The 25,231-nt window shown below is 59.1% G+C and carries 22 protein-coding genes; 16 read left to right on the forward strand and 6 right to left on the reverse strand.

Features of this window, described 5'->3' with window-relative positions; all coding sequences use genetic code 11:
• The first annotated feature begins 1 nt into the window (after position 1).
• The 4 genes from PD282_RS04725 to PD282_RS04740 all read left to right on the forward strand — a co-directional run bounded on the left by PD282_RS04725 (position 2) and on the right by PD282_RS04740 (position 5,651).
• Complete coding sequence (locus PD282_RS04725; RefSeq protein WP_274649194.1) at positions 2–2,257, forward strand: hypothetical protein; 2,256 nt, start codon at positions 2–4, stop codon at positions 2,255–2,257.
• A 79-nt stretch (positions 2,258–2,336) separates the two neighbouring features.
• Positions 2,337–3,224, forward strand: coding sequence for a hypothetical protein (locus PD282_RS04730; RefSeq protein ID WP_274649195.1), 888 nt, complete (start codon positions 2,337–2,339; stop codon positions 3,222–3,224).
• Between the two features lie 15 nt (positions 3,225–3,239).
• Positions 3,240–3,755: an A24 family peptidase gene (locus PD282_RS04735; RefSeq protein WP_274649196.1), complete on the forward strand. Its 516-nt coding sequence runs from the start codon at positions 3,240–3,242 to the stop codon at positions 3,753–3,755.
• Between the two features lie 15 nt (positions 3,756–3,770).
• Positions 3,771–5,651: a DUF6382 domain-containing protein gene (locus tag PD282_RS04740; RefSeq protein WP_274649197.1), complete on the forward strand. Its 1,881-nt coding sequence runs from the start codon at positions 3,771–3,773 to the stop codon at positions 5,649–5,651.
• A 221-nt stretch (positions 5,652–5,872) separates the two neighbouring features.
• On the opposite strand, the gene PD282_RS04745 is transcribed toward PD282_RS04740, so the two are convergent.
• The 3 genes from PD282_RS04745 to PD282_RS04755 form a co-directional block, all read right to left on the reverse strand.
• A complete protein-coding gene (locus tag PD282_RS04745) occupies positions 5,873–6,784 on the reverse strand; it encodes a TIGR01777 family oxidoreductase (protein ID WP_274649198.1) in 912 nt (303 codons plus the stop codon).
• 95 nt (positions 6,785–6,879) lie between these two features.
• The gene (locus tag PD282_RS04750) at positions 6,880–7,464 is read right to left on the reverse strand and encodes a hypothetical protein (protein WP_274649199.1); all 585 of its coding nucleotides are present in this window, start codon (positions 7,462–7,464) and stop codon (positions 6,880–6,882) included.
• Positions 7,465–7,601: 137 nt separating this feature from the next.
• Positions 7,602–8,039 (reverse strand): DUF2621 domain-containing protein, encoded by a 438-nt coding sequence (locus tag PD282_RS04755; protein ID WP_274649200.1) that lies wholly within the window; start codon positions 8,037–8,039, stop codon positions 7,602–7,604.
• Between the two features lie 213 nt (positions 8,040–8,252).
• Between PD282_RS04755 and PD282_RS04760 the strand changes: the two genes are divergently transcribed.
• From PD282_RS04760 to ppnP, 4 genes are all read left to right on the forward strand, one after another.
• On the forward strand, positions 8,253–9,380 hold the full coding sequence (locus PD282_RS04760; RefSeq protein WP_274649201.1) for a deoxyribonuclease IV: 1,128 nt from the start codon (positions 8,253–8,255) through the stop codon (positions 9,378–9,380).
• A gap of 83 nt (positions 9,381–9,463) precedes the next feature.
• Positions 9,464–10,360 carry a formyltetrahydrofolate deformylase gene (purU, locus tag PD282_RS04765; RefSeq protein WP_274649202.1) on the forward strand — a complete coding sequence of 299 codons (897 nt, stop codon included), beginning with the start codon at positions 9,464–9,466 and terminating at the stop codon, positions 10,358–10,360.
• 388 nt (positions 10,361–10,748) lie between these two features.
• Positions 10,749–12,764 carry a transketolase gene (tkt, locus tag PD282_RS04770; protein ID WP_274649203.1) on the forward strand — a complete coding sequence of 672 codons (2,016 nt, stop codon included), beginning with the start codon at positions 10,749–10,751 and terminating at the stop codon, positions 12,762–12,764.
• 92 nt (positions 12,765–12,856) lie between these two features.
• Positions 12,857–13,174 (forward strand): pyrimidine/purine nucleoside phosphorylase, encoded by a 318-nt coding sequence (gene ppnP / locus PD282_RS04775; protein WP_274649204.1) that lies wholly within the window; start codon positions 12,857–12,859, stop codon positions 13,172–13,174.
• 16 nt (positions 13,175–13,190) lie between these two features.
• Here ppnP and PD282_RS04780 read toward each other — a convergent pair whose 3' ends face one another.
• Positions 13,191–14,096, reverse strand: a complete 906-nt coding sequence (locus PD282_RS04780) for an NAD(P)-dependent oxidoreductase (RefSeq protein WP_274649205.1) — start codon at positions 14,094–14,096, stop codon at positions 13,191–13,193.
• A gap of 410 nt (positions 14,097–14,506) precedes the next feature.
• Between PD282_RS04780 and PD282_RS04785 the strand changes: the two genes are divergently transcribed.
• The 6 genes from PD282_RS04785 to PD282_RS04810 all read left to right on the forward strand — a co-directional run bounded on the left by PD282_RS04785 (position 14,507) and on the right by PD282_RS04810 (position 20,872).
• A complete protein-coding gene (locus PD282_RS04785; RefSeq protein ID WP_274649206.1) occupies positions 14,507–15,856 on the forward strand; it encodes a glucose-6-phosphate isomerase in 1,350 nt (449 codons plus the stop codon).
• A gap of 69 nt (positions 15,857–15,925) precedes the next feature.
• A complete protein-coding gene (locus tag PD282_RS04790) occupies positions 15,926–16,558 on the forward strand; it encodes a YigZ family protein (protein ID WP_274649207.1) in 633 nt (210 codons plus the stop codon).
• A gap of 365 nt (positions 16,559–16,923) precedes the next feature.
• The gene (locus PD282_RS04795) at positions 16,924–17,601 is read left to right on the forward strand and encodes a helix-turn-helix transcriptional regulator (RefSeq protein WP_274649208.1); all 678 of its coding nucleotides are present in this window, start codon (positions 16,924–16,926) and stop codon (positions 17,599–17,601) included.
• A complete protein-coding gene (locus tag PD282_RS04800) occupies positions 17,582–18,718 on the forward strand; it encodes an alanine racemase (RefSeq protein ID WP_274649209.1) in 1,137 nt (378 codons plus the stop codon). The genes PD282_RS04795 and PD282_RS04800 overlap by 20 nt, the downstream gene beginning before the upstream one ends.
• Positions 18,719–18,771: 53 nt before the next feature.
• Entirely contained in the window at positions 18,772–20,379 is a 1,608-nt protein-coding gene (locus PD282_RS04805) for an N-acyl-D-amino-acid deacylase family protein (protein WP_274649210.1), read from the forward strand.
• Positions 20,380–20,407: 28 nt separating this feature from the next.
• The gene (locus tag PD282_RS04810) at positions 20,408–20,872 is read left to right on the forward strand and encodes a RidA family protein (protein ID WP_274649211.1); all 465 of its coding nucleotides are present in this window, start codon (positions 20,408–20,410) and stop codon (positions 20,870–20,872) included.
• Between the two features lie 133 nt (positions 20,873–21,005).
• Here the strand turns inward: PD282_RS04810 and PD282_RS04815 are convergent, their stop codons facing one another.
• Positions 21,006–21,914, reverse strand: a complete 909-nt coding sequence (locus tag PD282_RS04815) for a LysR family transcriptional regulator (RefSeq protein WP_274655028.1) — start codon at positions 21,912–21,914, stop codon at positions 21,006–21,008.
• A 200-nt stretch (positions 21,915–22,114) separates the two neighbouring features.
• Here PD282_RS04815 and PD282_RS04820 point away from each other — a divergent pair, with 200 nt between their 5' ends.
• The gene (locus PD282_RS04820; protein WP_274655030.1) at positions 22,115–23,095 is read left to right on the forward strand and encodes a YeiH family protein; all 981 of its coding nucleotides are present in this window, start codon (positions 22,115–22,117) and stop codon (positions 23,093–23,095) included.
• A 75-nt stretch (positions 23,096–23,170) separates the two neighbouring features.
• On the opposite strand, the gene PD282_RS04825 is transcribed toward PD282_RS04820, so the two are convergent.
• Complete coding sequence (locus PD282_RS04825) at positions 23,171–23,713, reverse strand: CcdC protein domain-containing protein (RefSeq protein ID WP_274649212.1); 543 nt, start codon at positions 23,711–23,713, stop codon at positions 23,171–23,173.
• A 351-nt stretch (positions 23,714–24,064) separates the two neighbouring features.
• Here PD282_RS04825 and PD282_RS04830 point away from each other — a divergent pair, with 351 nt between their 5' ends.
• Complete coding sequence (locus PD282_RS04830; RefSeq protein WP_274649213.1) at positions 24,065–25,231, forward strand: sensor histidine kinase; 1,167 nt, start codon at positions 24,065–24,067, stop codon at positions 25,229–25,231.

Below are 25,231 nucleotides of genomic sequence, written 5' to 3' on the forward strand. Positions count from 1 at the left end.
GATGCTGCGGCAAAACCGGCACAAGCCGTCCGGAATAGGTGCCGGAAAGAAATGGCGCAGGTTTATATACGGCGATGACGGGGCGGTATCAATCTATCTCGTTATCGCGGCAACCGGTATTTTATTGCTCATGTCCGTGCTTGTCGATTTTGCCAGAGTGGCGGCTTTCCGCAAACAGCTGGAGCTGTCGGCGGAATCGGGAATCCGATCGTCGCTGTCCGCTTACGACGAGTCGCTTTACGAGCGTTACGGCTTGTTCGGCGCCGGCGGAACGGACCGAAATGCGATTTTTTCACGCGTCGCGCAGCATAATTGGGAAGCTTCGAACGGCAGGTTCCGCCTGCTGGACATCCAATACGGGTCGTCGCATGTTAACAGCTACGAGGTGCTCGGAACGCATGCCGTGTTTAAACGTCAAGTGCTGGAAGAAATGAAATACAAGGCTCCGATCGATTTTACGCTGGAGGTCGCTTCCCGTTTTGCGCCGGCGGCGTCGGCGATGAAGGAAGCTTCGGCGACCGTTCGGCTTCTGGGGCAAATTCGCGGCTTGTACGATAAGAGAGAGGCTCATCTGGCGAAGGTGCTGAGCCTTCAGCGCGAAGCGGCGAAAGCGGGCGAAGACGGGATCGCCGAGCTTGTGCCGGTCAAGCTGCATCACGCCATTGCCGGCAATACGGCACTCAGCGTGGCGGCCGGCTACGGTGCTTATCTCGATTGGATTCGGCACGACGCCTCGCTTAAAGAGGGCGAAATGCCGTTATTTTCCGAAGCGATTGCTTCTTTTGCAAGCAATGCCCGCTCCGTATCGGGCGAACTGCGGTCGAACAGCCGCAAGGCGCTTAGCCGGCATCAGGAGCTGGAGAAGCAGGCCTACCAAGAGCTTGAAGAAGCACGAAAATTCAACGACGAGATGCAGCAGGCGGTACGAAACATGATTGCGGAAGAGGGAAAGACGAATACGGGGTATGACCGTGTGGGAAACAACGGCCAGTTGAAAGGAGCCTCTCCATCCGGGGCTTCAACCGGAGACCTCGCGCAAATGCAGCAGTCCAGGCAGGCGGTTCAGCAGCTCATACTGCCTTTGGAATGGTTCGACAGCTATCGGAACGAACTTTCCTCGCAAACGGCCGCTTTCGCTTCCTTCGATTCGGAAGCGGCCGGTTTTCAGTCGAGCGTTTCGGCTTCACTGGGCGGAGGCGGATCTGCCGCTCTGCTGACAGAAGGGGCGGCTCAGCTGCGTCTCGCCTATGAGCAGTATGCGGCAAAATATATTGAACCCGGCACTGTAATTAATGCCAGGGAGCAGCAGATGAAAGAAAGACAATCCACGGACGCCGAACACAAGAAAAAAGAAGCGGAAGCGAAGTCGAAGCTGGGCGAGGTTCGCAGTATGCTGCACGGCATCACCGCCGTCCCGCAGCTCGAGGAGCATCAGCAGTTGTTTGACGAGGTCCGCAAACGGTTTGAGGCGAATTTGGCGTTCAATCAACTGGCGGATGCGGACGGCAGTGAAACGGCTGACGTTGTGGACGACCCGGAAGACGCTTCGGAGGCTTCGATGTCGCAAATGGGTGCCGTCTTCGGCGGAATCGCCGATATGCTGGACGGCATTCGCGATCCGCTTTACTTGAATGAGTATGTCGTTCACCGGTTTCATACGTTCGATCCGCAGAAGCTGCAGGCAATATTCGAAAACGGGGATAAAAATGAGTTTGCCCATGCGCTCAGCTTTAACAATCAGGAAGCGGAGTACGTCTTATACGGGTTCTATCACCCGTCTGCGAATATCGCCGCCGCTTACGGCGAAATCTTTTCCGTCCGGCTTGCCGTCCGCACGATGGAAGGGCTGATCGAATATGCCAAAACGGGCAATCCGCTGCTCGTGCTTGTCAGCGCCGTCCTGTACGGGATCGAAAAATCGCTGGAAGACATGATGACCCTGGCCCGTACCGGTTCGACGCCGTTTTCGAAGTATGTATCCGTTCAAGTGAGTTATCTGGATTATTTGCGCCTCTTTCTGATGCTGCACGGCGGAGGCGAAAGCAGGACGGCCCGGATGATCGCTGTTATCGAGCAAAATACAGGCTTCGACCTTTCGCGGACCTCCACCGGGTTATCGGGTGAACTGAAAGCAAGCGTCAATTTGTGGTTTTTGCCCGGCGTTATAAAAAGCTTCGTCAAATTCGGCGTTCTGAGCGGCTATGTAAAGGGCGGTCGTTATGAAGAAACTACCACGATCGGGTGGTCCTACGGTTAATTGGCCCCGGAGGAGTCGGGCCGCCGCCGTAAAGGACCGGGGAGATGCGGGCAGCATTACGCTGGAGGCGTCGCTTACGATGCCGATTATGATGATGGTGATCCTGTTTTTTATCTTTTTGATCCGTATGTCCGCAGCAGAGATGGCGCTTCATGGCGCCGTATCTCAAACGGTTCGGCAGGCGGCCGCCGATATCCGTCCGGCAGCGCTTGCGGTGAAGCAGGTTTCCGACCGCATGCCCGATTCCTCTGAAAGGCTTGTGCCGCTTCCCGACATCGGCGAGGCGGCCGGCAAGCTTGCTGGATGGCTGCCGGACCCGGCAGGACCGCTGTTTTCCGCAATAAGCCGCGGCGAATGGAAGCAGACGCTACAGGATTATGCCGCTACGGAAATCGGACGCTCGGTCGTGGAGCCGATGCTGGGGCGCGAGGCGGACAAGACGGTGCTGAATCCGGACCGGGTTCGGCTGAGCAAGCTTTCGCTTCCCGATTTGAAGGATGGTGCGGAGCCTTACATCGGGCTGGAAGCGGAGTACGAGTTTATGCTGGGCCTTCCGTTCACGAAGCGCTCCATTGTCTTAAGAGAACAAGCCGAAGAAAGGGCGTGGATCGCAGATAGCGCTCCCGCTCCAAGCTACGAAGCGGAATCGGACGGCTCAAAGGCGCGGATCCAAATCGTTTCGATCGCCCCGAACCCGTTAAGACCGGGAAGGAATGCGCATGTAACGGTCAAGACCGACCCCGGCCGGACCGTCTCGATCGAGGTACGCTATAAAAGCGGTCTCAGCACGGCGAAACATTTGGGCGACACGGCGGCGGACAGCGAAGGCGCAGCCGAATGGAGCTGGCTTGTTTCGGGCAATACGACGCCCGGAGTATGGGAGCTGACCGTTTCCGCGAACGACGGTACGAAGGTATCGCGTCATTTTATTGTAGAAAAGTCCGATTCCGGGCAACAAACGCCATAGGGGGCTGTCATTTACATGATCGATTCAATTCCACTCGGCGCTGCGGCGGCGCTGCTATTATTCGCTCTCATAACGGATGTCAAAGCCATGCGAATTCCGAATCTGTTGACCGGCAGCTTTTTTACGGCAGGTCTCGGGTTTCATCTGCTGACGAACGGCTGGAACGGCGGTCTGAACGCGCTGGCCGGAGCGCTGGCGGGCTTTGTTCCGCTCTTGGTTCTTTATCTGTTCAAAGGCATCGGCGCAGGCGATGTGAAGCTGTTCGCGGCTCTTGGCGCCTGGATCGGGACAGCCCCCGTCCTGCAGGTGCTGGTGTATACGATTTTTTATGCGGGCGGCGCGGGCGCTGCAATGGTGATTTTGAAAAGGTCGTTCGGCAGACGGATGGTGATGGGGACGCTATTGCTGCTTTTACCCCAGCAAGGCAGACTCAAAGCCGCGTGGGGAGCCTGGACCACGGGCGGGATACGCTTCCCGTTCATGATCGCCGTCACGCCCGGTGCATTAACGGCCTGGCTGCTGATGAATTAGAAGGAGGATACGCCAGTGAATGCGGATTCGATGCGCATCGATTTTGCGTTAAACCGGGAGCATGAAATGGTCGTTGACCGGGAAACCGGCATTCGCCGGGAGGAGCTTGACGAAGTGGAGATTCAGATGCTCCAAAGCGGGCCGATCCCGAAGCTGCTCGACATCGGATGGATCGAGATCGACGGCCGTGTGACGTTCCGTTATCCCTTGAAAGGAAAACGGATGCTGACGCACAGGCTGCAGGCTCAGCCCATCGCGATGGCCGATTTCTATACGCTGCTGCTGTCCGTCGTGGAGGCGCTCGATGACAGCCGGCACTATATGCTGCAAACGGACGGGTTTCTGCTTGACGAGCATACGATTTTTGTCGGCGAGCGATGGGACGATATCGGTCTGGTTTATGTTCCGCTTCGCGCCAAAGGAACGCCTGCGGCTTCAGCCCGCGAAGCCGTGCAGCAAATGGCCGTCCGCTGGATCGGCTGTGTAGAGCAGCCGGACGGCAAAGGGCTGCAGCTTGTGCTCCAGCATTTGAGAGACAATTCGGGTTCGTGGAACGGGCTGCGGCAATCGCTGCTCTCGCTGATCGGAGGTATGTCCCCGGCAAGAAGTGCCGGGATTACCCCCGTCGCTAAACCGGCTCCGCTTACTCCCGGCTCGTTTGCCGGCCGGGATAGGGGCTTAGAATTTCAGGCTCCCTTGGCCGAACCCAATTTCGTCATCGCGGCGAGGCAGTCTGAGGACCGTCTCCGTTCACCGGAAGAATCGTTGCTCGAACGGAATCGCCAGCATCCCGCATGGAATACCGGACACCAGCCGGATACTCCATTCAATGGAGAAGAATCCGGCATGAAATCCGATCGGCTTTATGAATTTGGCGCTGAAAACGAAGCGTCCGCGTCCGCCGTTCAAAACGGATTGTCCGGTGAGGAAGAGGAAGAGCCTGCAGGACGCTCCAAGCTGATTGTACCCGCGGGTCTCATCGCAGCGCTGGCCGTAATTTGGCGCTTTTTGTATTTGGCTTCCCCGACAAAAACAAGTCTGATGCTCAGCTCGAGTCTTTCCCTAATGGCCGTGGCAGGCGCGATCTATTTTGGCCGAAGGGCCAGAAATACAAGCGGAAGCGCCGTGAAGGCCGCCCGAACGGACGCGGATTGGAGCGGTTCGGACAGTTTCGTCCCGGATTCGGCAAACCTGGAAAGAAAGCATGCGTCTCCAAAGCGCGGGCTGTCGATGCCGTATGGTGATCCCGATGCGATGGACATATTGGCGTCTGGCTATGCGGACCCGGATGCTCCTTCGGCAGGCGGTCATTCCGTAGAAGTTTATCAAACTCCAACTGCGGCTCCCGCATTTGCCTCACCATATCCCAATCGCCCGGAGGAAGAGGGGGGGCGGCTTGCAGCGGGCAGATTCGCCGGCTTTCAGCCGCAGCCTCGGGATTCCGCCGGTCGCGACCCCGATTCACCGGCTTCAACTTGGATGCCCGAAAGGCTAAATTCGGATTCGACGGTTTTACTCGGTGACGGGGGGGCTTCGATTAAATCCGCAGGCGAAGGAGGTTTTTGTCTTGAACGGGAGTGGAACGGACAAGTGACGCGCCTGCCGCTGGAATCGAACCGTTTTATTATCGGGAGATCGGATAACGGAGCGGATTTTGTCGACGATGTTCACGGTATTTCACGCACCCATGTCGAACTGGCGGCGGAAGCGGATCAAACAAGCTGGAGCATTAAAGATACCGGCTCCCGGAACGGGAGCACGATAAACGGGACCGCGATGATTCCCTATAAATCGTATCCCTTGCAGGACGGTGACGTGTTTCAGTTGGCCGGTGACAGCGGTCCTCAATACCGGTTTCGGTCCGGGAATTATATCGGTTCCGGCCTGAAAGTTTAGAGGAACGAGTTCAGGCTATACACATCGCAGACAACTTCGTATGTCAGCTCGGATTTAGGTGTGGGAGGAACTATGGCCCGGGAAATAACCAGGCTGTCCAAATATTCTGGCATCAAAATGAATGGGCTGCCTGAATGCCACGTATTAAAATAAACAAGCTGTCCAAATGTTCCGGCAACAAAATGAATGAGCTATCAGGAGCAGCCCGTATGATGCTTCCGCTACATGGGGCTGCTTTTCCCGGTGAGCTGGTGAATGGCGCTTTCGATAGTCGGGTAGCGGAATTCGAAGCCGGCTTCGAGCGCTTTACCCGGGACGACGCGTTGACCCTCCAGGAGCAGAACGGACAGTTCGCCGAAAATCGCCTTCATGACGAAAGCGGGTACGGGAAACAAATAGGGTCTTCGCATCGCGGCTGCGAGCGCCCGTCCGAACTGGTCGTTCGTGACCGGAACCGGCGCCGCTGCGTTAACGGGGCCTTCCATCCGCGGGTTGTCGATGCAGAACAGCAGAAGTCGCGTCATATCGCGGATATGGATCCACGACAGCCATTGCTTGCCGCTGCCGACCCTGCCTCCGGCAAACAGCCGGAACGGCAGAGCCATTTTCGGAAAAGCGCCGCCTTCCGTTCCAAGCACCACACCGACCCGGACCTTGACGAGACGCGGAACGTCGATTATGTCCGCGGCCGCTTCCCAATGCTTGACCACTTCCGACAGGAAATCGGTTATATTCGGTGCGCTTCGTTCGTCAAACGTCTCGCTTTCCGAAGTGCCGTAAATGGAAATACCCGAGGCGTTTACAACGACGGAGGGCTTGTTAGCAAGTGCCGCGACCGCATTCCCGATCCGTTCGGCGGCATCGAGTCTGGACTGAAGAATGAGCGCCTTCGCCGCATCGTTCCATCGCTGATTGATCGATTCACCTGCCAGATTGACGACCGCATCGACCCCTTCCATGCCGGAAGGAGCGGCTTCGAGCATGGACCATGTGATGCGATGCAGATTTTGGGGATCCGCTAACGAGGCGCCCGTCTGCCTGGATATGACAAGCACCTCGTCGCCGCGTTCCAGCAGCGCTTTTACCAGCGCCCTGCCGATAAACCCCGTCCCGCCGGTTACCGCAACCTTCATGATTTGACCTCCTAAGCGTTTTTTGAAGAAAACGCCGCATCGAAAGGAACGGATAAGCGATTTCGAAGAAAACGCCGCATCGTAAGGGTCGTCGATTAAGCGTTCTTCACCGCTTCAATTTTTGTCAGCCACAGCTGCGTCACTTTTTTGCCGCCGGCGTTGACGACTTTCTCGGTATATTCAAAAGCGACGGTCGTATGGTCGTCGAGCGCGTTAAGCTGATCCGCGATCTTGTCGTCGATTTGATAGACGGTAGCGTCTTGATCGGTATCGATTTCGACCGAATGGGTATCCACTTGACCGATATAAACGCCCTGCCCTTTCTTCGCCGCTTCGCCGGCTGAATCGCCCGATCCGCCGTTTTGGCCCGTTTGGCCGCCGTTGTCCGGCTTGGAGGAATCGTTTGCTCCGCTGCCTGAATTTGCCGTCCCGCCGCTGCTGCCGCTTCCGGATGCCGAATTGTCTGCGGTTCCGCCATTGACGGACCCGGCATCGTTCGCCGAGCTGCCGCCGGCTTGGCCGTCACTTTGATGCTGAGCACTGCTGCTGTTATTTCCTTCGCTGTTGCTTCCTTGGTTTCCGCTTCCGGCGCAGCCGGCTGCCGCAACGGTCAACACAATGATTCCGGCAGCGAGCCAGAGCGCGCGTTTGCTGCTTTTCGTTCCGGTTGTTTTGGTCATGGTGCAGCACCTCCAGCTATCTTTACGAATGTATACCCGGTAAAGTTTCCGCCAAACCGCAAGGCGGCCAAGCAGCATGAAAGCCGCCGTATCGGCGGCTTACGCAGGCAGCGCCTTTTGCGCATTTGCTGAACCGATTATTTGTTCAGCAAATGCCGGTAAGGCGTGTAGTCGATTCCCTGTTTCTCCAGAAAGGCGATCAGGCTTCGGTAATCGCGCTTCGGCGTTGCACGGATGTAGCCTTCGATGCAGTGGCTTCGCGTCACTTCCGTCGCGCCGCTTTCCATGGCGACCTGTGCGATTTTTGCAGCGATGGAATGCTTCGCAATGTCGCGGAACGCGCCCGGCACCGGGGAAACGAGCTCGTCGAGAAACGCTTTGGATTCCTCCGGCCACATGCCGCGGCTTCGTTCGACCCAGTAATTTTGCCAATCGAGCTTCGATTTTCCATCGCGCATCGGCAGCACCTTCAGAAATTTGCGAAACATGAAATAGCCGCCGATCGACATAAACCCGAGCAGCACGAACGCCCAAAATACGATAAAGTACATAAACCAATTCGGCGTATGGCCCATGGTCTTTCGGATCACCTCGCTAAACAATCGCTTTCATTATAAAATACGCCCGGCCCGGCCGCAACTTCGGCGGGCGGACTGCCGGACTTTACAAGCCGCGGATGCGCCCGCGTACCTAGATTTATTTCGGTATAGCCTGTAAAATAGGAGGGACAGCCATTATGAGAGACTTCGCCCCCGGAAGAGGGGACAAGTCGAAGGGAGCGGACAACATTGTTGAAAATTGGATCCCACGTTTCTTTTTCCGACAAGGGCTTGCTGAACGCGGTAAACGAAGCGGTCTCCTACGGCTCCAGCTCGTTCATGATTTATACCGGAGCTCCGCAAAACACCCGGCGAAAGCCGATTGAAAATTTATACATCGAGGAAGGCAAAGCGGTCATGAAGGAAGCGGACATTAACGAGATCGTCGTTCACGCTCCTTATATCATCAATTTAGGCTCCTACAAAGAAGACACGTTCGAGCTGGCCGTCCGTTTTCTGCAGGAGGAAATCCGCCGCACCGATTATATCGGCGTTCGGAACATCGTGCTGCATCCGGGCGCTTATACGGACAAAGACGCCGAATTCGGCATCAACCGGATCGCCGAAGGGTTGAACGAGGTGCTGAGCGGCACGAAAGAAACGAATGTCAACATCGCCCTGGAAACGATGGCCGGCAAAGGGACGGAAATCGGCCGCAGCTTCGAGGAAATTGCAGCTATTATCGATAAAGTTCAGGACAACGGCCGGCTGACGGTCTGTATGGATACGTGCCACATGCACGACGCCGGGTACGATCTGATCGGCGATCTGGACGGTGTGCTCGAGGAGTTCGACCGGATTGTCGGCCTCGACCGCGTTGCAGTCGTGCATATCAACGACAGCAAAAACCCGCGCGGCGCAGGCAAGGACCGGCACGCGCCGGTCGGCGCGGGCTGGATCGGCTATGAGGCGATCAATCGCGTCGTGCACCATGAGGCGCTGCAAAACCGCCCGTTCATTCTCGAAACGCCGTGGATCGGGCAGGACGACAAAACGCAGCGCCCGATGTACGAGGCGGAAATCGCGCTGCTCCGCGGCGATGCTTCGGATCGTTTCGGCGGCGATTTTTTCGAGCATGTGGAGAAGCTGCACCATTTCTTTGGCAAGCAGGAAATCGACCATCGCGAATACGTGCTGTCGACCTGGGACGTGCTGAAAAACGATGCGAAAGCGAAAAAAGCCGATCCGCGCGAGCCGATGGACCGGCTGTACGAACTCGTTGTGGAGCATCGCGTGCTTCCCGAGCTGTCGGAAGAGGATGTCAATAAGCGGATAACCGCTTGGTTCGCGGGTAAATCGCTGCTGGCGCGCGTCTAATGCGGACAAGCCCCGGGGCAAACGGCGGTCAAAGCGGCTGCCGCACATGACTACAAGCGGATGGAAGGAAGTCGGATCAAGTAATGATTACAACTTATACCCCCCAGCAATCCGAGCATCGGCCGGATAAGCTAAACCGGGCGCGCATGCTCATTTCCTGCCCGGACCGGCCGGGCATCGTTGCGGCCGTTTCGCAGTTTTTGTATGAGCACGGCGCAAATATCGTTCAATCGGACCAGTATTCGATGGACCCGGGCGGCGGCATGTTTTTTATCCGGTTCGAATTCGATTTGAACGATTTGGAACGAGAGCTTCCGGTGCTGCAGGAGGATTTTTTGCGGGTGGCCGACCGGTTTGACATGAAATGGCACACGTTCCGCGCAAGCCGCAAAAAACGGCTGGCCATTTTCGTTTCGAAGGAAGACCACTGCTTGCTGGAGCTGCTGTGGCAGTGGCAGGCGGGCGATTTGGACGCTGAAATTGCAATGGTGATCAGCAATCATCCCGATATGCAGGGCCTTGTCGAATCCTTCGGCATCGCCTACCATCATATTCCGGTCACTCCGGATACGAAGGCCGAAGCGGAGCGCAAGCAGCTTGAGGCTGTGACCGGCAAAGCGGACCTGATCGTGCTGGCCCGCTACATGCAGATCATTACGCCGAGATTCATCGAGCAGTTCCCAAACCGGGTTATTAATATTCACCATTCGTTCCTACCGGCATTTGTAGGCGGAAAGCCATACGCGCAGGCTTATCAGCGCGGCGTGAAAATCATCGGGGCCACCGCCCATTACGTCACGGAGGAGCTCGACGGCGGCCCGATCATCGAACAGGACGTGCAGCGCGTCAGCCACCGCGACAACGTCGACGATTTGAAGCGAATCGGCCGGACGATCGAGCGGGTCGTTTTGGCCCGTGCCGTCAAATGGCACATCGAGGACCGGATTCTGGTGCATCAGAACAAAACGGTCGTCTTTTAACCGGCTGTGGACGCTTCCAGCAGGTGTATGACCCGCTTACCCGTTATTTTCGGCATTTATACATTACGGTTTCAGACGTGCGAGCAGCCCAAACCGGCTGCCCGCACTTTTTTTATCGGCCGCAAAGACCCGGATTCCGCTGTAAAAAACCGGTGCCAGCTATTGATCCGTGTCCGCCGCGTAACCCGGCCGTGCCGCCCGGCAAGCTTGAAAGGCCAGTCCCGCCGCGGTACCTTGCCGTGCCATGGCGATTTTTGTCCGGACATGCATTAAGGATGGAAATGGAGGCATGGTAATGGTACAATATTTCACAGCCAGTGCGGGTAAACCGCTCTATAGACGATAGAGAAAAACTTACGGAAAACAGGATTAGGAGGATTTTCACATTATGACTGTCTCCCAAAAATCCGTCGAGCAGCTGTCGATCGACACGATTCGCACGCTCGCTATCGACGCGATTGAGAAAGCGAAATCGGGCCATCCGGGGATGCCGATGGGCTCTGCACCGATGGGATATCAATTGTTCGCGAAAACGATGAACCATAATCCGTCCAACCCCGGCTGGATCAACCGGGACCGGTTCGTGCTGTCCGCCGGCCACGGCTCGATGCTGCTGTACAGCCTGCTGCATTTGTCCGGCTACGACCTGCCGCTCGACGAGCTGAAGCAGTTCCGCCAATGGGGCTCCAAGACGCCGGGCCATCCGGAGTTCGGCCATACGGCAGGCGTTGACGCGACGACCGGTCCGCTCGGACAAGGCATCGCAATGGCGGTCGGCATGGCGATGGCGGAAACCCATCTCGGCGCGGTCTATAACCGGGACGGCTTTAACGTTGTCGACCATTTTACGTACGCCATTTGCGGCGACGGCGATCTGATGGAAGGCGTTGCGAGCGAAGCGGCTTCGCTGGCGGCTCACCTGAAGCTCGGCAAGCTCGTCGTGCTGTACGATTCGAACGATATTTCGCTTGACGGGGAGCTGAACCTGTCGTTCTCCGAAAATGTGCAGAAGCGTTTCGATGCCTATGGCTGGCAGGTGCTGCGCGTCGAGGACGGCAACGATCTGGAGGCTCTTGGCAAAGCGGTCGCGGCGGCTCAGTCGGAACCGGGCAAGCCGACGCTGATCGAAGTCAAGACGATTATCGGCTACGGCTCGCCGAACAAAGGCGGCAAGGGCGGCCATGCGGGTCCGCACGGTTCGCCTCTCGGTGCGGAGGAAACGAAGCTGACGAAGGAATTTTACGGCTGGGAGAACGAACCGTTTACGGTGCCGGACGAGGTCCGCGCGCATTTTGCCGATGTAAAAGCGAAAGGCGAGAAGGCGAACGCGGAGTGGGACGGCATGTTTGCCGCCTATAAATCCGCACACCCGGAGCTGGCGGCTCAATTCGAAACCGCAATCAGCGGCAAGCTGCCTGAAGGATGGGATAAGGATCTGCCGGTGTATAAGACCGAGGACAAGCCGGTTTCGACCCGCGTCGCTTCCGGCAACGCTTTGAACGGGCTCGCCAAAAACGTGCCGAGTCTGGCCGGCGGCTCCGCCGACCTGGAAAGCTCGACGATGACGCATCTGAAAGGTCTGCCAGTGTTCAAGCCGGGCAGCTACGAAGGCCGCAACATTTATTTCGGCGTTCGCGAGTTTGCGATGGCGGCGGCGATGAACGGCATCAGCCTTCATACCGGTATTAAAATTTACGGCGCGACGTTCTTCGTTTTCACCGACTACCTGCGCCCGGCCGTTCGATTGTCCGCGCTGATGAAGCTGCCGGTCACATACGTGCTGACGCACGACAGCATCGCGGTCGGCGAAGACGGCCCGACGCACGAGCCGATCGAGCAGCTCGCTTCCCTGCGCATCATTCCGCACCTGACGGTGATCCGTCCGGCTGACGGCAATGAAACGTCGGCGGCATGGGCATTCGCGCTCCAAAATACGAGCCGCCCGGTCGCGCTCGTGCTGACGCGCCAAAACCTGCCGATCCTCGAAGGCACGGATACGAAAGCGCGCGAAGGCATCGCCAAAGGCGCTTATGTCGTTTCCGATGCGGACGGCGGCAAACCGCAGGCGCAGCTCATCGCGACCGGCTCCGAGGTGCAGCTTGCGGTAGCGGCGCAAAAGGCGCTCGCGGCCGAAGGCATCCAGGTCCGCGTCATCAGCATGCCGAGCTGGGACCTGTTCGAAGCGCAGCCGCAATCGTACAAAGATGCGGTCATCCTTCCGGACGTAAAAGCGCGCCTGGCGATCGAGATGGCGTCCCCGTTCGGCTGGGAGCGTTACGTCGGCGACAAAGGCGCGGTGCTCGGTATCTCGACGTTCGGAGCTTCCGCACCCGGCGACCGCGTTATCAGCGAATACGGCTTTACGGTCGAGAACGTGGTCGGCAAAGTCAAGGAACTGCTGTAACCCGAAATAATGAACGTTGACAAGCGGGGCCGGCTCCCTTTCAACAAGGGCTGCCGGCCCTTTATTCTTTTACGCAAAGGAGAAAAACGAACATGATTCAATTCGATAACGTTTCCGTCGTGAAGAAAGCGAACATTTATTTTGACGGCAAAGTGACTAGCCGCGCGGTGCTTTTTCCGGACGGCACCAAAAAAACGCTCGGCATCATGCTGCCGGGCGAATACGAATTCGGTACCGATACGATTGAAGTGATGGAGATCGTTGCGGGCGACCTGCAGGTCCAGCTGCCGGGCGAATCCGAATGGATTCATATCGCCGGAGAAGGCGAGTTTACGGTACCGGCTAACGCGAAATTCAAGCTGAAGGTCGCCGCCGTAACGGACTACATTTGCTCTTACCTTCACGAATAGCCAAATCGGCTGCGGATCATCGGTCTTCTGAACCGCGCGCTGCGGCGGATTTTCCCGACAACTGCTCGTAGCACTTTGCCAAAGCGGACAAATCGAGCTCGCCGAAACCATGCGCTTCCGCGATCTGAAAAACGCTTTTGACCGCTTCCAGCACCGGAGTCGGCGTTTTTAGCCCGTCCGACAGGACGGAGGCAAGACGCAAATCCTTCAGCATGAGCGACAGCGCAAATTGGACGCTGAAATCGCGGCCGAGCAGCTTGCCTCCTTTCAGCTCGGCGATGCGGCTGGCGGCGCCTCCGGATTGGACGAGCTCGAGGAAGGAAGCGACGTCGATGCCGCCGTTTGTCGCGATGGCCAGCCCTTCGATCAAGGCGGCGGTATTAATGCCAAGCACCGTATTGACCGCCAGCTTCGCCGTCGCGCCCGAGCCGCTGGGGCCGAGATGGACGATTTTGCTGCCCATGGCAAGCAGTATCGGCTCGCAGCGCTTCAGCGCATTCGCGTCGCCGCCGGCCATAAACACGAGCTGGCCGCTCTCGGCCGCCGGCTTGCTCCCGGAGACGGGCGCATCGAGGTAATCGGCGGATTTCGCCGCGCAGTCCACTGCGAGCTGCCGGGCAAGCGCCGGTGATATCGTGCTGCTGTCGACGACGACGGTGCCGGCCGCGAGCCCCCCGAGAAGCCCGTTGTCCCCGTAGTAGACTTCGTTTACAGCGTCGTCGTTGCTGATCATCGTGACCACAGCATCCGCGCCGTCCGCCGCCTCCGCCGGCGTGCCGGCGAGCACGGCGCCGAGCTCGAGCAGCCTGTCCGCTTTGCCGGGGGTCCGGTTATATACGGCAACGCGGTACCCTTTGCCGATCAAATTGGCCGCCATCGGCGAGCCCATGACGCCCAAACCGACAAATCCGATTTTGTTCATCGTAACCTCTCTCCTTTCGCATCAGATGCCATTCGTTTATTTTAACACAGGCGGCGTGAAGCTTCGCTCTAGAAATTATTGATGGGCGCGCATAAAACTGTTGATGGCGTGAAAGCGTTTTCCGAATGCCGATTCCCTTGTTTTTGACTCGAAAATCCATTATTCTAATGCTGTATCGCAGGGGGACAACCCCCGGCCCGGGAAAAAAAGAGGAGCTGCTTCCGCTCGCGAAGAAGGCTCCGCTGCAGTGTCGCAAAACATGGAGCGAATGCTTCCAAAGCGAGTTTTGCTCGCGAAGAAGGCTATTCACAGAAGGATTGCAAAACATGGAGCAAATGCTTCCGAAGCGAGTTTTGCTCGCGGAGAAGAATACTCACAGAAGGTTCGCAAAACTTTGAGGAGGTTTTCATATGAGTAAAGCCGTCAAGTTCGACTACAGCAAAGCGCTGGGGTTTATCGGCCAGCATGAAATCGATAATTTGGCCGCGCAGGTGCGCACCGCCCACGAGCAGCTGCATAACGGTACAGGCGCAGGCTCGGACTACCTTGGCTGGATCGATCTGCCGAACAGCTACGATAAGGAAGAGTTCTCCCGCATCCGGAAAGCGGCCGCCAAAATTCAATCCGATTCCGACGTGCTCGTCGTGATCGGCATCGGGGGTTCTTACCTCGGCGCCCGAGCGGCGATTGAAATGCTGTCGCACTCGTTCTATAACCTGCTGCCGAAGGAGCAGCGGAAGACGCCGCAGGTGCTGTTCGCCGGAAACAGCATCAGCTCGACCTACGTAACGCATCTGCAGCAGCTGCTTGAAGGACGCGACTGGTCGATCAACGTAATCTCCAAGTCGGGCACGACGACCGAACCGGCGATCGCGTTCCGCATTTTCCGCGAGGCGCTTGAAGCGAAATACGGTAAAGAGGAAGCGCGCAAACGCATTTATGCGACGACCGACCGTGCGAGAGGCGCGCTCAAGAAGCTCGCGACCGAGGAAGGCTACGAGTCGTTCATCATTCCGGACGACGTCGGCGGACGTTACTCCGTCCTTACGGCTGTCGGCCTGCTGCCGATCGCCGCGGCCGGCATCGACATCGAAGCGATGATGAAAGGCGCCGCCGATGCATCGAAGGAATACGGCAACCCGAACCTCGCCGAGAACGAGGCGTACCAATATGCGGCAGCCCGCAACGCGCTGTACCGCAAAGGCAAAACGACGGAAATTCTCGTCAACTACGAGCCGAGCCTGCATTTTGTATCCGAGTGGTGGAAGCAGCTCTACGGCGAAAGCGAAGGCAAGGACTATAAAGGCATTTATCCGGCATCGGTGGACTTCTCGACCGACCTGCACTCGATGGGCCAGTTTATCCAGGAGGGCAACCGGAACATTTTCGAAACGGTCATCCAGGTGAACAACGTCGCCGAGCACATTACGATCGGCAGCGACCCGGACGATCTGGACGGGCTCAACTTCCTGACGGGCAAAACGATGGATTTCGTCAATAAAAAAGCGTTCGAAGGCACGCTGCTGGCGCATACGGACGGTCAAGTGCCGAACTTTATCGTCAATATCGCCGATATGACGCCGTATACGTTCGGCTACCTCGTCTATTTCTTCGAGAAGGCGTGCGGCATCAGCGGCTACCTGCTGGGCGTCAACCCGTTCGATCAGCCGGGCGTTGAGGCGTACAAGAAAAACATGTTCGCACTCCTCGGCAAACCGGGCTTCGAGAAGGAAAAAGCGGCGCTCGAAGCGCGGCTGTAAGAAAGTCGGCGAACGATTGGCTTCGCAGGCGAAACGGCTCGAAGCGATTAATCGCGAGGTACACGTTCCATGCTGAACCGATACAAAACGCTGCGGCGGGAGGACTGCAAGGAGATCGTCATCAAGAAATCCCGGTTTATCGGGTACGGGAAACCGGTTGAGAGCGAAGCGGAAGCGTCCGCCTTCATCGAGGAGATCAAAAAGCTCCACTGGAACGCGAGCCACAACTGCTCCGCTTACATCATCGGCGAACGGGACGAGATTCAGAAGCAGTCCGACGACGGGGAGCCGAGCGGCACGGCAGGCAAACCGATTCTCGACGTGATTAAAAATCAGGGATTGAAAAATGTCGTCATCGTCGTCACCCGCTACTTCGGCGGCATCATGCTGGGAGCCGGCGGTCTGATCCGCGCGTATGCGGACGGCGCCGCGGCCGCCATCGAGGCGGCGGAGCCGGTCGTCAACGTTCTGCACCGCGAGGTGCTCGTGGACGTCGACTACACCTGGTACGGCAAGCTCGAGAACGAGCTGCACGCCAAGGGCATTCTTGTCGGCGGGACTTCGTTCACCGACCGCGTCGTGATTTCCTGTCTGCCGGAAGCGGCGGACGCCGAGCGGTTTGCGGCCTGGATGACCGACGTCACGCAAGGTCAGGCGGCGATCACGGTCGGCGGGACGCGATATATAGCGGAAGGCGGATGAAAATCCGCCGAATCGCCGGAAGCGGCGCCAGTACTCGTACACCGCTCAACGCCCGGCCTGCAGATCTTTTGCCAGCCCGGTGCCTGAATTTGAAGCGCCCCCGGGCACATCAAAAATATACGAAAAGCTCCTTCGACCCGCTTGTGGTCAAGGAGCTTTTTCGTTTTTTGTTCGATTCGAGGTGTCGTCCGATTCCGTGAAGCCTGTTGTTTATCCGTGTCCGATTGTTTCGCGCTTACCGGGATAGCGGCGCTTAGCGCTTCCGGCAGCATACTTTTATTCAGCCAAACAAACTTTCTGTTTGCCTGAACCGTTTTTTGTGATAGGATCAAAATATAAGCGCGCAAGGGGGGATTTTCGGACAGGTGGAGCATATTCGCGACGAAAACGAGTTTTTAAACGACTTGGTCAAAGGACTGGCGGTTCAGTTCGGGGGCAGCTGCGAGGTGGTGCTGCACGATTTAACGGGGTCCTACGACAGCACGATCGCGGCCATCGCGAACGGGCACGTTACCGGGCGGAAGGTCGGCGATCCGGGCACGAACCTCGGGCTCGAACTTTTGCGCGGCAGCGAGGTGAACGGCAACAAGTTCGGCTATGTGACTCAGACGAAGGAAGGCCGGATATTGCGCTCCAGCTCGTGGTATATGCGCAACGCCGAGGGCAAAGTGATCGGCTCGCTTTGCGTCAATTTCGATATCACCGAGCTGATGGTGGCGGGGAAGACGCTGCAGGGGCTGACCGCTCCGGACGCGCAGCCGGCAGTTCGGGAGACCTTCGTTTCGAATGTCAGCGATCTGCTCGACGCCCTGATTCAGGAAGCCCAGGAACGGGTGGGCAAGCCGGTCGCCGTCATGACGAGGGACGATAAACTTCGCATGATCCGGATGCTCGACGACAAAGGGGCTTTCCTCATCAAGAAAGGCGGGGAGCGGATCTGCAGCTACCTGAACATTTCCAAATATACGCTGTACAGCTATCTCGAAGAGTCGAAAAAAAACGCCGAACGGAGTGAACCAAGCGATGCCGGAAACGACGAATGACACGGTGCCCGCAGCAGAGCCGGAAACCCCCAGTCTGATCATCGATATGGACAAAATGAAGCGTAATATCGCGGGCATGGCGCAGGTCGCACAGCGCTGCAAAGTGAACCTCCGCCCCCACGCCAAAACGCACAAGCTGCCGCAAATCGCCCGGCTGCAAATCGAGGCGGGCGCGGCCGGCATTACCGTCGCGAAGGTATCGGAGGCGGAGGTAATGGCCGAGCACGGGATCGGCGATATTTTCATCGCCTATCCGCTCGTCTCGCCGTCCAAAATCGAACGGGCTGTCCGCTTAAGCGAGCGGATCCGGCTCATCGCCGCTGCCGACAGCCTCGAAGGGGCGAGGCGGCTTCAGGAAACCGCCGCGCGGCTCGGGCACGTCCTGGAGGTGCGGCTCGAGGTCGATACGGGGCTGCGCCGCACCGGCGTGCCCTACGAAGACGCGGCGCAGCTGGCCGTCCAAATCGCCGGCTTCGCGAACCTGCGCCTGACGGGCATTTACACGTTTCGCGGGGCGCTGCTGTCCGGGAAGCCGACGCTCGATCTGCGCGCCGCCGGCGCCGAGGAAGGGCGGCTGATGGCGGAGCTCGCGGCCCGGATCCGCGCGGCGGGCGTTCCGATCGCTGACGTCAGCGTCGGCTCGACGCCAACGGCCGCCGAAGCAGGGGCCGTCGAGGGCGTGACGGAAATCCGGCCGGGCACCTATGTGTTCCAGGACCGGATGCAGGCCCGCTACGGCATTTGCAGCCTGGACGACTGCGCGGGAGCCGTGGCGGTGACGGTCGTCAGCCGGCCTTCCCCCGATCTCGCGATCATCGACGGCGGCAGTAAAACGTTCGCGACCGACGTGCAGCCGGGGACGGAGCCTCTTCGGCTGACAGGCTTCGGTTATGTGAAGGAGCTGGGCGAGGACGCGCTGTTCGAGCGGCTGACCGAGGAGCACGGCATGCTCCGGCTCGGGCCGTCCGCGCAGGCGGCCGGCGTTCAGATCGGCGACCGGCTGCATATTATCCCGAACCATATTTGCAGCACCGTCAACCTGCACAATCGGGTTGTGCTGCGAAGCGGGGAGCGGCTGGAAGCCGTTCCGGTTCCCGCGAGGGGCATGCTCGAATAGCTGACTGCGTATCGCGCAGTACATGACATTTTGATAGGAGGAGCAGAGGCAGCATGCTGGACATTATTCTTGCAAACGGGCGGATCGTCGACGGCTCGGGGAACCCTTGGCAGGCGGGCGACGTCGGCATTAAGGACGGCCAGATCGCCGCCGTCGGCCAATTGGCCGGAGAAGAGGCCGGACGGGTCATTGACGTGAACCGGCAGGTGATCGCGCCGGGTTTCATCGACGGTCACTGCCATTCGGACCTGATGATCCTCGATTACCCGCTCAGCGAAATCAAGGTCAGACAGGGCGTGACGGCGGAGGTCGTCGGCAACTGCGGCCTTGCCCCCGCCCCGATCGGCCCGGGCAGGCTGGAGCAGCTGCAGAGCTACGTGCAGCCGGTGCTGGGCATGTCTTCGCGGGAGTGGAGCTGGAAATCGGTTCGGGACTATATGGAGATCATCGCCGCGTCCCGGCCGTCCGAGCATATCGCCACTTACGTCGCGCACGGCGCCCTGCGCATCGCCGTCATGGGCTTTGAGAACCGGCCCGCGACGCCCGCCGAGCTGCAGCAGATGAAGCAGCTGCTTGAGGAAGGCATGGAAGCAGGTGCTATCGGGCTGTCCATCGGACTGCTTTACGCGCCCGGCAGCTACACGGCCAAGGAGGAAATCGCCGAGCTCTGCTCGGTGCTGCCGAAATACGGCGGCCTCTTCTCCACGCATATTCGCGGCGAAGGCAACAACCTGCTGCCGTCCGTCCGCGAGGTAATCTGGATCGCCGAGAAGGCCGGCGTTTCCCTGCATATCAGCCATTTGAAGGCGGCGGGCCGTCGTAATTGGGGGACGGTGCTGGACGCGCTGGAGCTGATTGAGGATGCCAGAGCCCGCGGCATGGATGTGACGTGCGACGTCTACCCGTACAATGCCGGCTCCACAAGCCTGACGACGGTGCTGCCGCCGTGGACGCTGGAAGGCGGTATCGACCGTCTCCTCGCAATCGTCCGGGACCCAAGCCTCCGCGCGCGGATTCGCGAGGAGCTCGGCCGGGAACAGACGGACTGGGATAATCTCGTCTGCTCCACCGGCTGGCAAAGCGTCTTTATTTCGTCCGTCCATTCCGAAACGAACCGCGGGCTGGAAGGCAAGCATATCGCCGAAATCAGCGAAACGCGTTCGCAGCATCCCGTGGACTGCGTCCTCGATCTGCTGCTTGAGGAGCAGGGCCGCATTTCCATCGTTTATTTTCATATGTCGGACGAGGACGTGCGTCAGGTGGTCGGTTACGACAAATCGCTGATTGCCTCCGACAGCCTGACCTGCGAAACAGGAAAGCCGCACCCGAGACTGTACGGCACGTTTCCGCGCGTTTTTGCCAAATATGTCCGGGAGGAAAAGACGCTTACGCTGGAGCAGGCCGTCCGCAAGGTCGCTTCGTTTCCGGTTCAGAGGTTCAAGCTCGGCAAACGCGGCTTGATCGTGCCCGGCTATTTGGCCGATCTCGTCGTGTTCGATCCGGACACGATCCAGGACGCGGCGACTTACGAGGATCCGAGGCGTCATCCCGAAGGCATTTCGCACGTGTTCGTGAACGGCTCGCCGACGCTGCTAAACGGCGGCCACACCCATGCCCGGGAAGGCGATCTCATCCGGGCGCAGCACCGCTGCAGCCATTAATTCATTTATCATTCAGGAGGTGCCCGTAATGGGACAAATCGAACAACGTTTACAGGAGCTCGGCATCGTACTGCCGCCATCTCCGGAGCCGCGCTTTACTTACATTCCGTGCAGCCGCACGGGGAATCTGATTTATTTGTCCGGACAAGACTGCCGCATCGACGGCAAGCTGATGTATGAAGGCAAGCTCGGCGCCGGGCTGACGATCGAACAAGGCCAGGAAGCCGCGCGCCAGACGATCATCAACTGCCTGGCCGTCATGAAAGGCTATCTCGGCGATCTGGACCGGGTGGTAAGGATCGTGAAAATACTCGGCTTCGTCAACAGCGCCCCGGGCTTCGCCGATCAGCCTTATGTCATGAACGGCGCATCCAACCTGCTCGTCGACGTTTTCGGCGAGAACGGCAAGCATGCGCGCTCGGCGATCGGTACGAGCGACCTGCCGTTCCATACGCCCGTCGAAATCGAGCTGATCGCCGAAATTCGCGACTGACCGCGGAAACGGCGTTATGCCTATGCCCCCCGGCGCCAATACGGCGCGGCAGCCCTGATGCAAAAACAAGCCTCCTGCGCCGCAGGGGGCTTGTTCGATATTTAAGGCCGTACCGCCGCCGCTTCCCGGGCGCTCAGGGCAGGCGGCCCTTGGCCAGCCAGTCCCCGCTTCGCAGCAGCCCGATAAACGCTTCGGCCGCTTTCGTGCGAAACGGGGTTTCCCGCGTTACAATGGAAAATCGGCGCGCGAACGGAGCCTCCCGTCCGGCGGCTTTCACGATCCGCAGCGTGCCGAGCGCCAGTTCCTTGCGCACCGCCCACTGCGACAGGAACGAGACGCCGAGCCCGGCTTCGACGGATTCTTTGATGATCTGCGTGCTGCCGAATTCCATCAGCCGCTCGGGAACAATCCCGAGCTCCCGGAGCATGGCGTCGGCTGCCTCGCGCGTGCCCGAGCCGCTTTCCCGGACGATCCAGGTTTGCGCGGACAGCCGCCCGGCCGCTGCAGCTTCGTCCCCGGCAAGCGGATGGTCCGCCGCGGCTACGATTTCCAGCCGATCCTCGGCAAACGGTTCGGTGATCAGGCCGCCCTCCGGCGCGCGGCCTTCGATCACGCCGACATCGAGCCGCTGCTCGCGCACCCCCGCGGCGATTTCGGTCGAATTGCCGATTGTGATCGCCGGTTGGATGGCGGGATAACGCTCGTGCAGCCCGGCGATGACGTGCGGCAGCACGTATTCGCCGAATGTGTAGCTGGCGCCGATCGTCAGCGCCCCGCCCGGCACGTGCATCAAATCCGCCACAAGCGCGAGCATCCGCTCGTGCAGCCCCGCGATTTCCTTCGCATGATGGTACACGATTTCCCCCGCTTTCGTCAGCCGGACGTATTTGTTCGTCCGTTCCAGCAGGGCGGCTCCGGCGGTCCGCTCAAGCGCCTGGATATATTGGCTGACGGCCGGCTGCGTCATATGCAGCGCTTCGGCCGCACGGGTGAAATTGCGCTTCTCCGCAACAGCGATAAAAACGGCCAGTGATTGATCCAGCACCGGATGTTCATCTCCTTTTGATCATAAGTTATTGCTTATTATAAATATAATGATAATTTATTTTCCTTATCCGGTCGAGCGCCGTATCATGAGATCAACCCATCACAAACCGAATCGAGGTCATGATCATGGACGCCGTTCCAACCAAAACCGGGCTGCCTTTCGAACGCAAACGGCTTCATCCGCCAGCGGCCGCAATGGCCGGAGGGATCGCCTTTACACTGCTCGTCGCACTGGCCGGCTACGGGCTCTCCCGGATTCCCGGGCTCGACCGGGTCGGTCAGCTCGCATGCGCCATCCTGCTGGCCGTGCTGTTTCGGCAGCTGTTCGGATACCCCGAGCAGCTGCGCCCCGGCATCCAGTTCGCCGGGAAAAGACTGCTGCGGGCCGCGATTGTCCTGTACGGCCTGAAGCTGAACGTCAGTGTCATCGTGCATCAGGGGCTGGGGCTGCTTCTGCGCGATATCGGAACGGTCGCTTTCGCGATTGCCGTAACGCTGCTGATCGCCAAAAAGCTGCGGGCCGATATGCCCTTGTCGCTGCTGCTGGGCATCGGCACCGGCATCTGCGGGGCGGCAGCGATCGCAGCCGTATCGCCGATCCTGCGGTCGAAGGAGGAGGATACCGCCGTCGGCGCCTGGCTGATCGCCCTTGTCGGCACCGTGTTTGCGGTCGGCTACACGGTCGTCCGCCCCCTGCTGCCGCTGACGGACGGGGAGTACGGCATATGGTCGGGGGTCAGCCTGCATGAAATCGCCCACGTTGCGCTTGCCGCCGCGCCGGCCGGACCGGATGCGCTGGCGGTGGCGATGCTCGCCAAGCTGGGACGCGTGCTCCTGCTCGTGCCGCTCAGCTTCGGACTGATGGCCTGGATGCGAAGGAAAGGGAGGAATGCCGAACCGGCGGCGAAAATCGAGTTTCCGTGGTTTTTGATCGGCTTTATACTGATGAGCCTGTTCGGCACATACGGCTTTGGCGGAGGTGGAATAGCCGCAGCGCTTCCGGGCTCGTTCATGAACGGACTGGCGGTGCTGACGACGTTCTTGCTGACGATGGCGATGGCGGGCCTCGGTCTGAACGTCAACCTTCGCGGCCTGCGCGCTGGCAAGCTGAAGGCGCTCGCCGCTTTGTCCGCCGCCTCGGTGCTGCTGTCGGCGCTGACGTTTTTCTCGATCTGACCGAAATGCTCCCGGCGAAACCTTATGCAGGGATGCAGCGACCGTTAAACGAAAATGACCGGGCGGAAGCCGCGCTTATCGCACGGACATCGGCCGGTTTTTCATTTTACGAAAAAGGAGGGCGCTGTAGACGGTATAATAGGCAAACATAATGAGCATCAGTCCGGATGACCAGGGAGCGGAAGGATCGTACCCGACGGCGGAAAGCCCGCCCGCCGCCGCCGCGCCGTGAGCCGCCGCATCGGGGCTGCCGAGCGCGGTCATTTCATAAATCCGGAACAGGATCCGCCCGAGGAACAGCACGGAAACGAGGCCGCCTATCCACGTATTCGGCCGGTAATGCCAGAGGACGCCGCGCCGCTCGAAGCGGGTGGCGGCCGCGCCGAGACAGGCGAGAGCGATGCCGAGCGCTATACCTGCCAGATCCGACACGAGACTGACGGGGTGACCCGCCCCCGCGGCCAGGAACAAACATCCGACGACCGTTGAAAGCGTCATGACGAATTTCATTCGGCCGCTGTTCAGCGGCTGCCAGCCGAGATTCCGGCGGATGCGCAAATAAAGCCGGTAGACGATAAAAGCGCCGATAAGCGCAATGATCAGGTTTTGCGAGTTCATCAAGGGACCTGCCTTCCGATTCATTTTTCCTGCTGCGATAAACCTAAAGTCCGATTCGGACAACGATGACGTCGACAATAATCAAGGTCGCAGCGAGGGATGGATATGCCTGCGCATATGAGCCTCATTTTCGCTGCCGGATCCGACGGTTTAAGCTTATGGCTTTTCTCCGGCTTCGGCGACTAACCCCGGATACAATTTCCCCCGCCGTTCCTCTATCTCCGGATAGAAAACGAACGTACCATTCAGCCGCGATTGAATTTCCCGGCGCACAACTCTAAAATAAACGATAGGGAGACGCCCGGCGCAGTCAATCGATTGCTCGCAGCGGCCGATGGGGGTAATGGGACGGTGAAAGATGTCTTGGCATTTGGAAGACGGCTTGCCAGCGGCGTGATCATTTTGCTGATTATGCAGCTGGGCGGCCTGTTCAGCGGACCGCTGCCGAGAGCCGGCTTGAATCTGCTCGTTGGAGCAACCTTCTCGCTTATTTTGCTTTCCCCGACATCGTGGTGGACCCGGGCGCGGCTGCTGACGGCAATCGGCATCGTCGCGGCCGAGTGCGCGGCGGGCTTGATCTGGTTTCACGAGACGAAGCTGGTGTATTTTCTGGGAGTCCTTGTTTTTGCCGCTATCATCCGCCTGTCCATGTCCAAATCGCCGCTGCCGGCGCTTGCGGTGCTGGCCGTGACGGCGGGAGTTTACAGCCGGCTCGGCCGCGCGGACCTGATCAGCATCCTCTCGTTCATTCTCGTGGCGGCTGTCATGTACCTCAACATCCGCAGCCGGATGCAGCGAAACGAAATGTACGAGCTCAATAAGCGGCACCTGGCCGAGCTCCAGGAAGCCTACGAGCAGCTGCAGGAGGCGTCCGCGGCGGCGATGCAGGTGGCGATGCTGGAGGAGCGGACGCGTATCGCCAGGGCGATTCACGACGACGTCGGCCACAGCCTGACGTCGCTGATCGTCCAAATGCAGGCGCTGCGGTATATGATCGGCAACGATCCGCAGCGGGCGCAGCAGGCGCTGGAAGGAATGCTGACCGTTGCCCGCGAGGGCCTGCACGATATCCGCGCGTCCGTTCATTCGCTGGCGGACGACCGCCAGGTATCGGGCACCGCGCCGATGAAGGCGCTGCTCTCGCAAATGGAAGCGTCGGCTTCGATTCCGTATACGTTTCAAGACGAAGCGGCGGAGGACAACGCAGATCCGGCCGTGTTCGGCGTGCTGTTCCGCGTGCTGCAGGAAGCGATCACGAATATTATCCGCCATTCGCGGGCGTCCTCTGTGGAGGTTCGTCTGACGAAGGAGCGGGGATACCTGGTGCTGCGCATTCGCGACGACGGCGCCGCCGAGCCCGGCCGGCCGATCCGCGAAGGCTTCGGCCTGAAGACGATGAAGGCGCGCCTGGAGGAGAAGGGCGGCCGGCTGCGTTATGCGAGCCTGCCCCCGCACGGCTTTGAAATTACGGCCGAAATTCCGGCCGGCGGGGAGAAGCCGTCAGCCGACACGGAATAG

The sequence above is a fragment of the Paenibacillus humicola genome (assembly GCF_028826105.1).
In the GTDB taxonomy this organism is placed as follows: Bacteria; Bacillota; Bacilli; order Paenibacillales; family Paenibacillaceae; genus Paenibacillus_Z; species Paenibacillus_Z humicola.

What these genes read in the sequence shown, in the direction of transcription:
- PD282_RS04785 (WP_274649206.1), top strand. Translation starts at nt 14,507, where the DNA reads ATGAGTAAAGCCGTCAAGTTCGACTACAGCAAAGCGCTGGGGTTTATC.
- ppnP (WP_274649204.1), top strand. Translation starts at nt 12,857, where the DNA reads ATGATTCAATTCGATAACGTTTCCGTCGTGAAGAAAGCGAACATTTAT.
- PD282_RS04800 (WP_274649209.1), top strand. Translation starts at nt 17,582, where the DNA reads ATGCCGGAAACGACGAATGACACGGTGCCCGCAGCAGAGCCGGAAACC.
- PD282_RS04825 (WP_274649212.1), bottom strand. Translation starts at nt 23,713, where the DNA reads ATGAACTCGCAAAACCTGATCATTGCGCTTATCGGCGCTTTTATCGTC.
- PD282_RS04735 (WP_274649196.1), top strand. Translation starts at nt 3,240, where the DNA reads ATGATCGATTCAATTCCACTCGGCGCTGCGGCGGCGCTGCTATTATTC.
- PD282_RS04750 (WP_274649199.1), bottom strand. Translation starts at nt 7,464, where the DNA reads ATGACCAAAACAACCGGAACGAAAAGCAGCAAACGCGCGCTCTGGCTC.
- PD282_RS04725 (WP_274649194.1), top strand. Translation starts at nt 2, where the DNA reads ATGCTGCGGCAAAACCGGCACAAGCCGTCCGGAATAGGTGCCGGAAAG.
- PD282_RS04790 (WP_274649207.1), top strand. Translation starts at nt 15,926, where the DNA reads ATGCTGAACCGATACAAAACGCTGCGGCGGGAGGACTGCAAGGAGATC.
- PD282_RS04805 (WP_274649210.1), top strand. Translation starts at nt 18,772, where the DNA reads ATGCTGGACATTATTCTTGCAAACGGGCGGATCGTCGACGGCTCGGGG.
- purU (WP_274649202.1), top strand. Translation starts at nt 9,464, where the DNA reads ATGATTACAACTTATACCCCCCAGCAATCCGAGCATCGGCCGGATAAG.
- PD282_RS04730 (WP_274649195.1), top strand. Translation starts at nt 2,337, where the DNA reads ATGCCGATTATGATGATGGTGATCCTGTTTTTTATCTTTTTGATCCGT.
- PD282_RS04810 (WP_274649211.1), top strand. Translation starts at nt 20,408, where the DNA reads ATGGGACAAATCGAACAACGTTTACAGGAGCTCGGCATCGTACTGCCG.
- PD282_RS04780 (WP_274649205.1), bottom strand. Translation starts at nt 14,096, where the DNA reads ATGAACAAAATCGGATTTGTCGGTTTGGGCGTCATGGGCTCGCCGATG.
- tkt (WP_274649203.1), top strand. Translation starts at nt 10,749, where the DNA reads ATGACTGTCTCCCAAAAATCCGTCGAGCAGCTGTCGATCGACACGATT.
- PD282_RS04820 (WP_274655030.1), top strand. Translation starts at nt 22,115, where the DNA reads ATGGCCGGAGGGATCGCCTTTACACTGCTCGTCGCACTGGCCGGCTAC.
- PD282_RS04755 (WP_274649200.1), bottom strand. Translation starts at nt 8,039, where the DNA reads ATGGGCCATACGCCGAATTGGTTTATGTACTTTATCGTATTTTGGGCG.
- PD282_RS04745 (WP_274649198.1), bottom strand. Translation starts at nt 6,784, where the DNA reads ATGAAGGTTGCGGTAACCGGCGGGACGGGGTTTATCGGCAGGGCGCTG.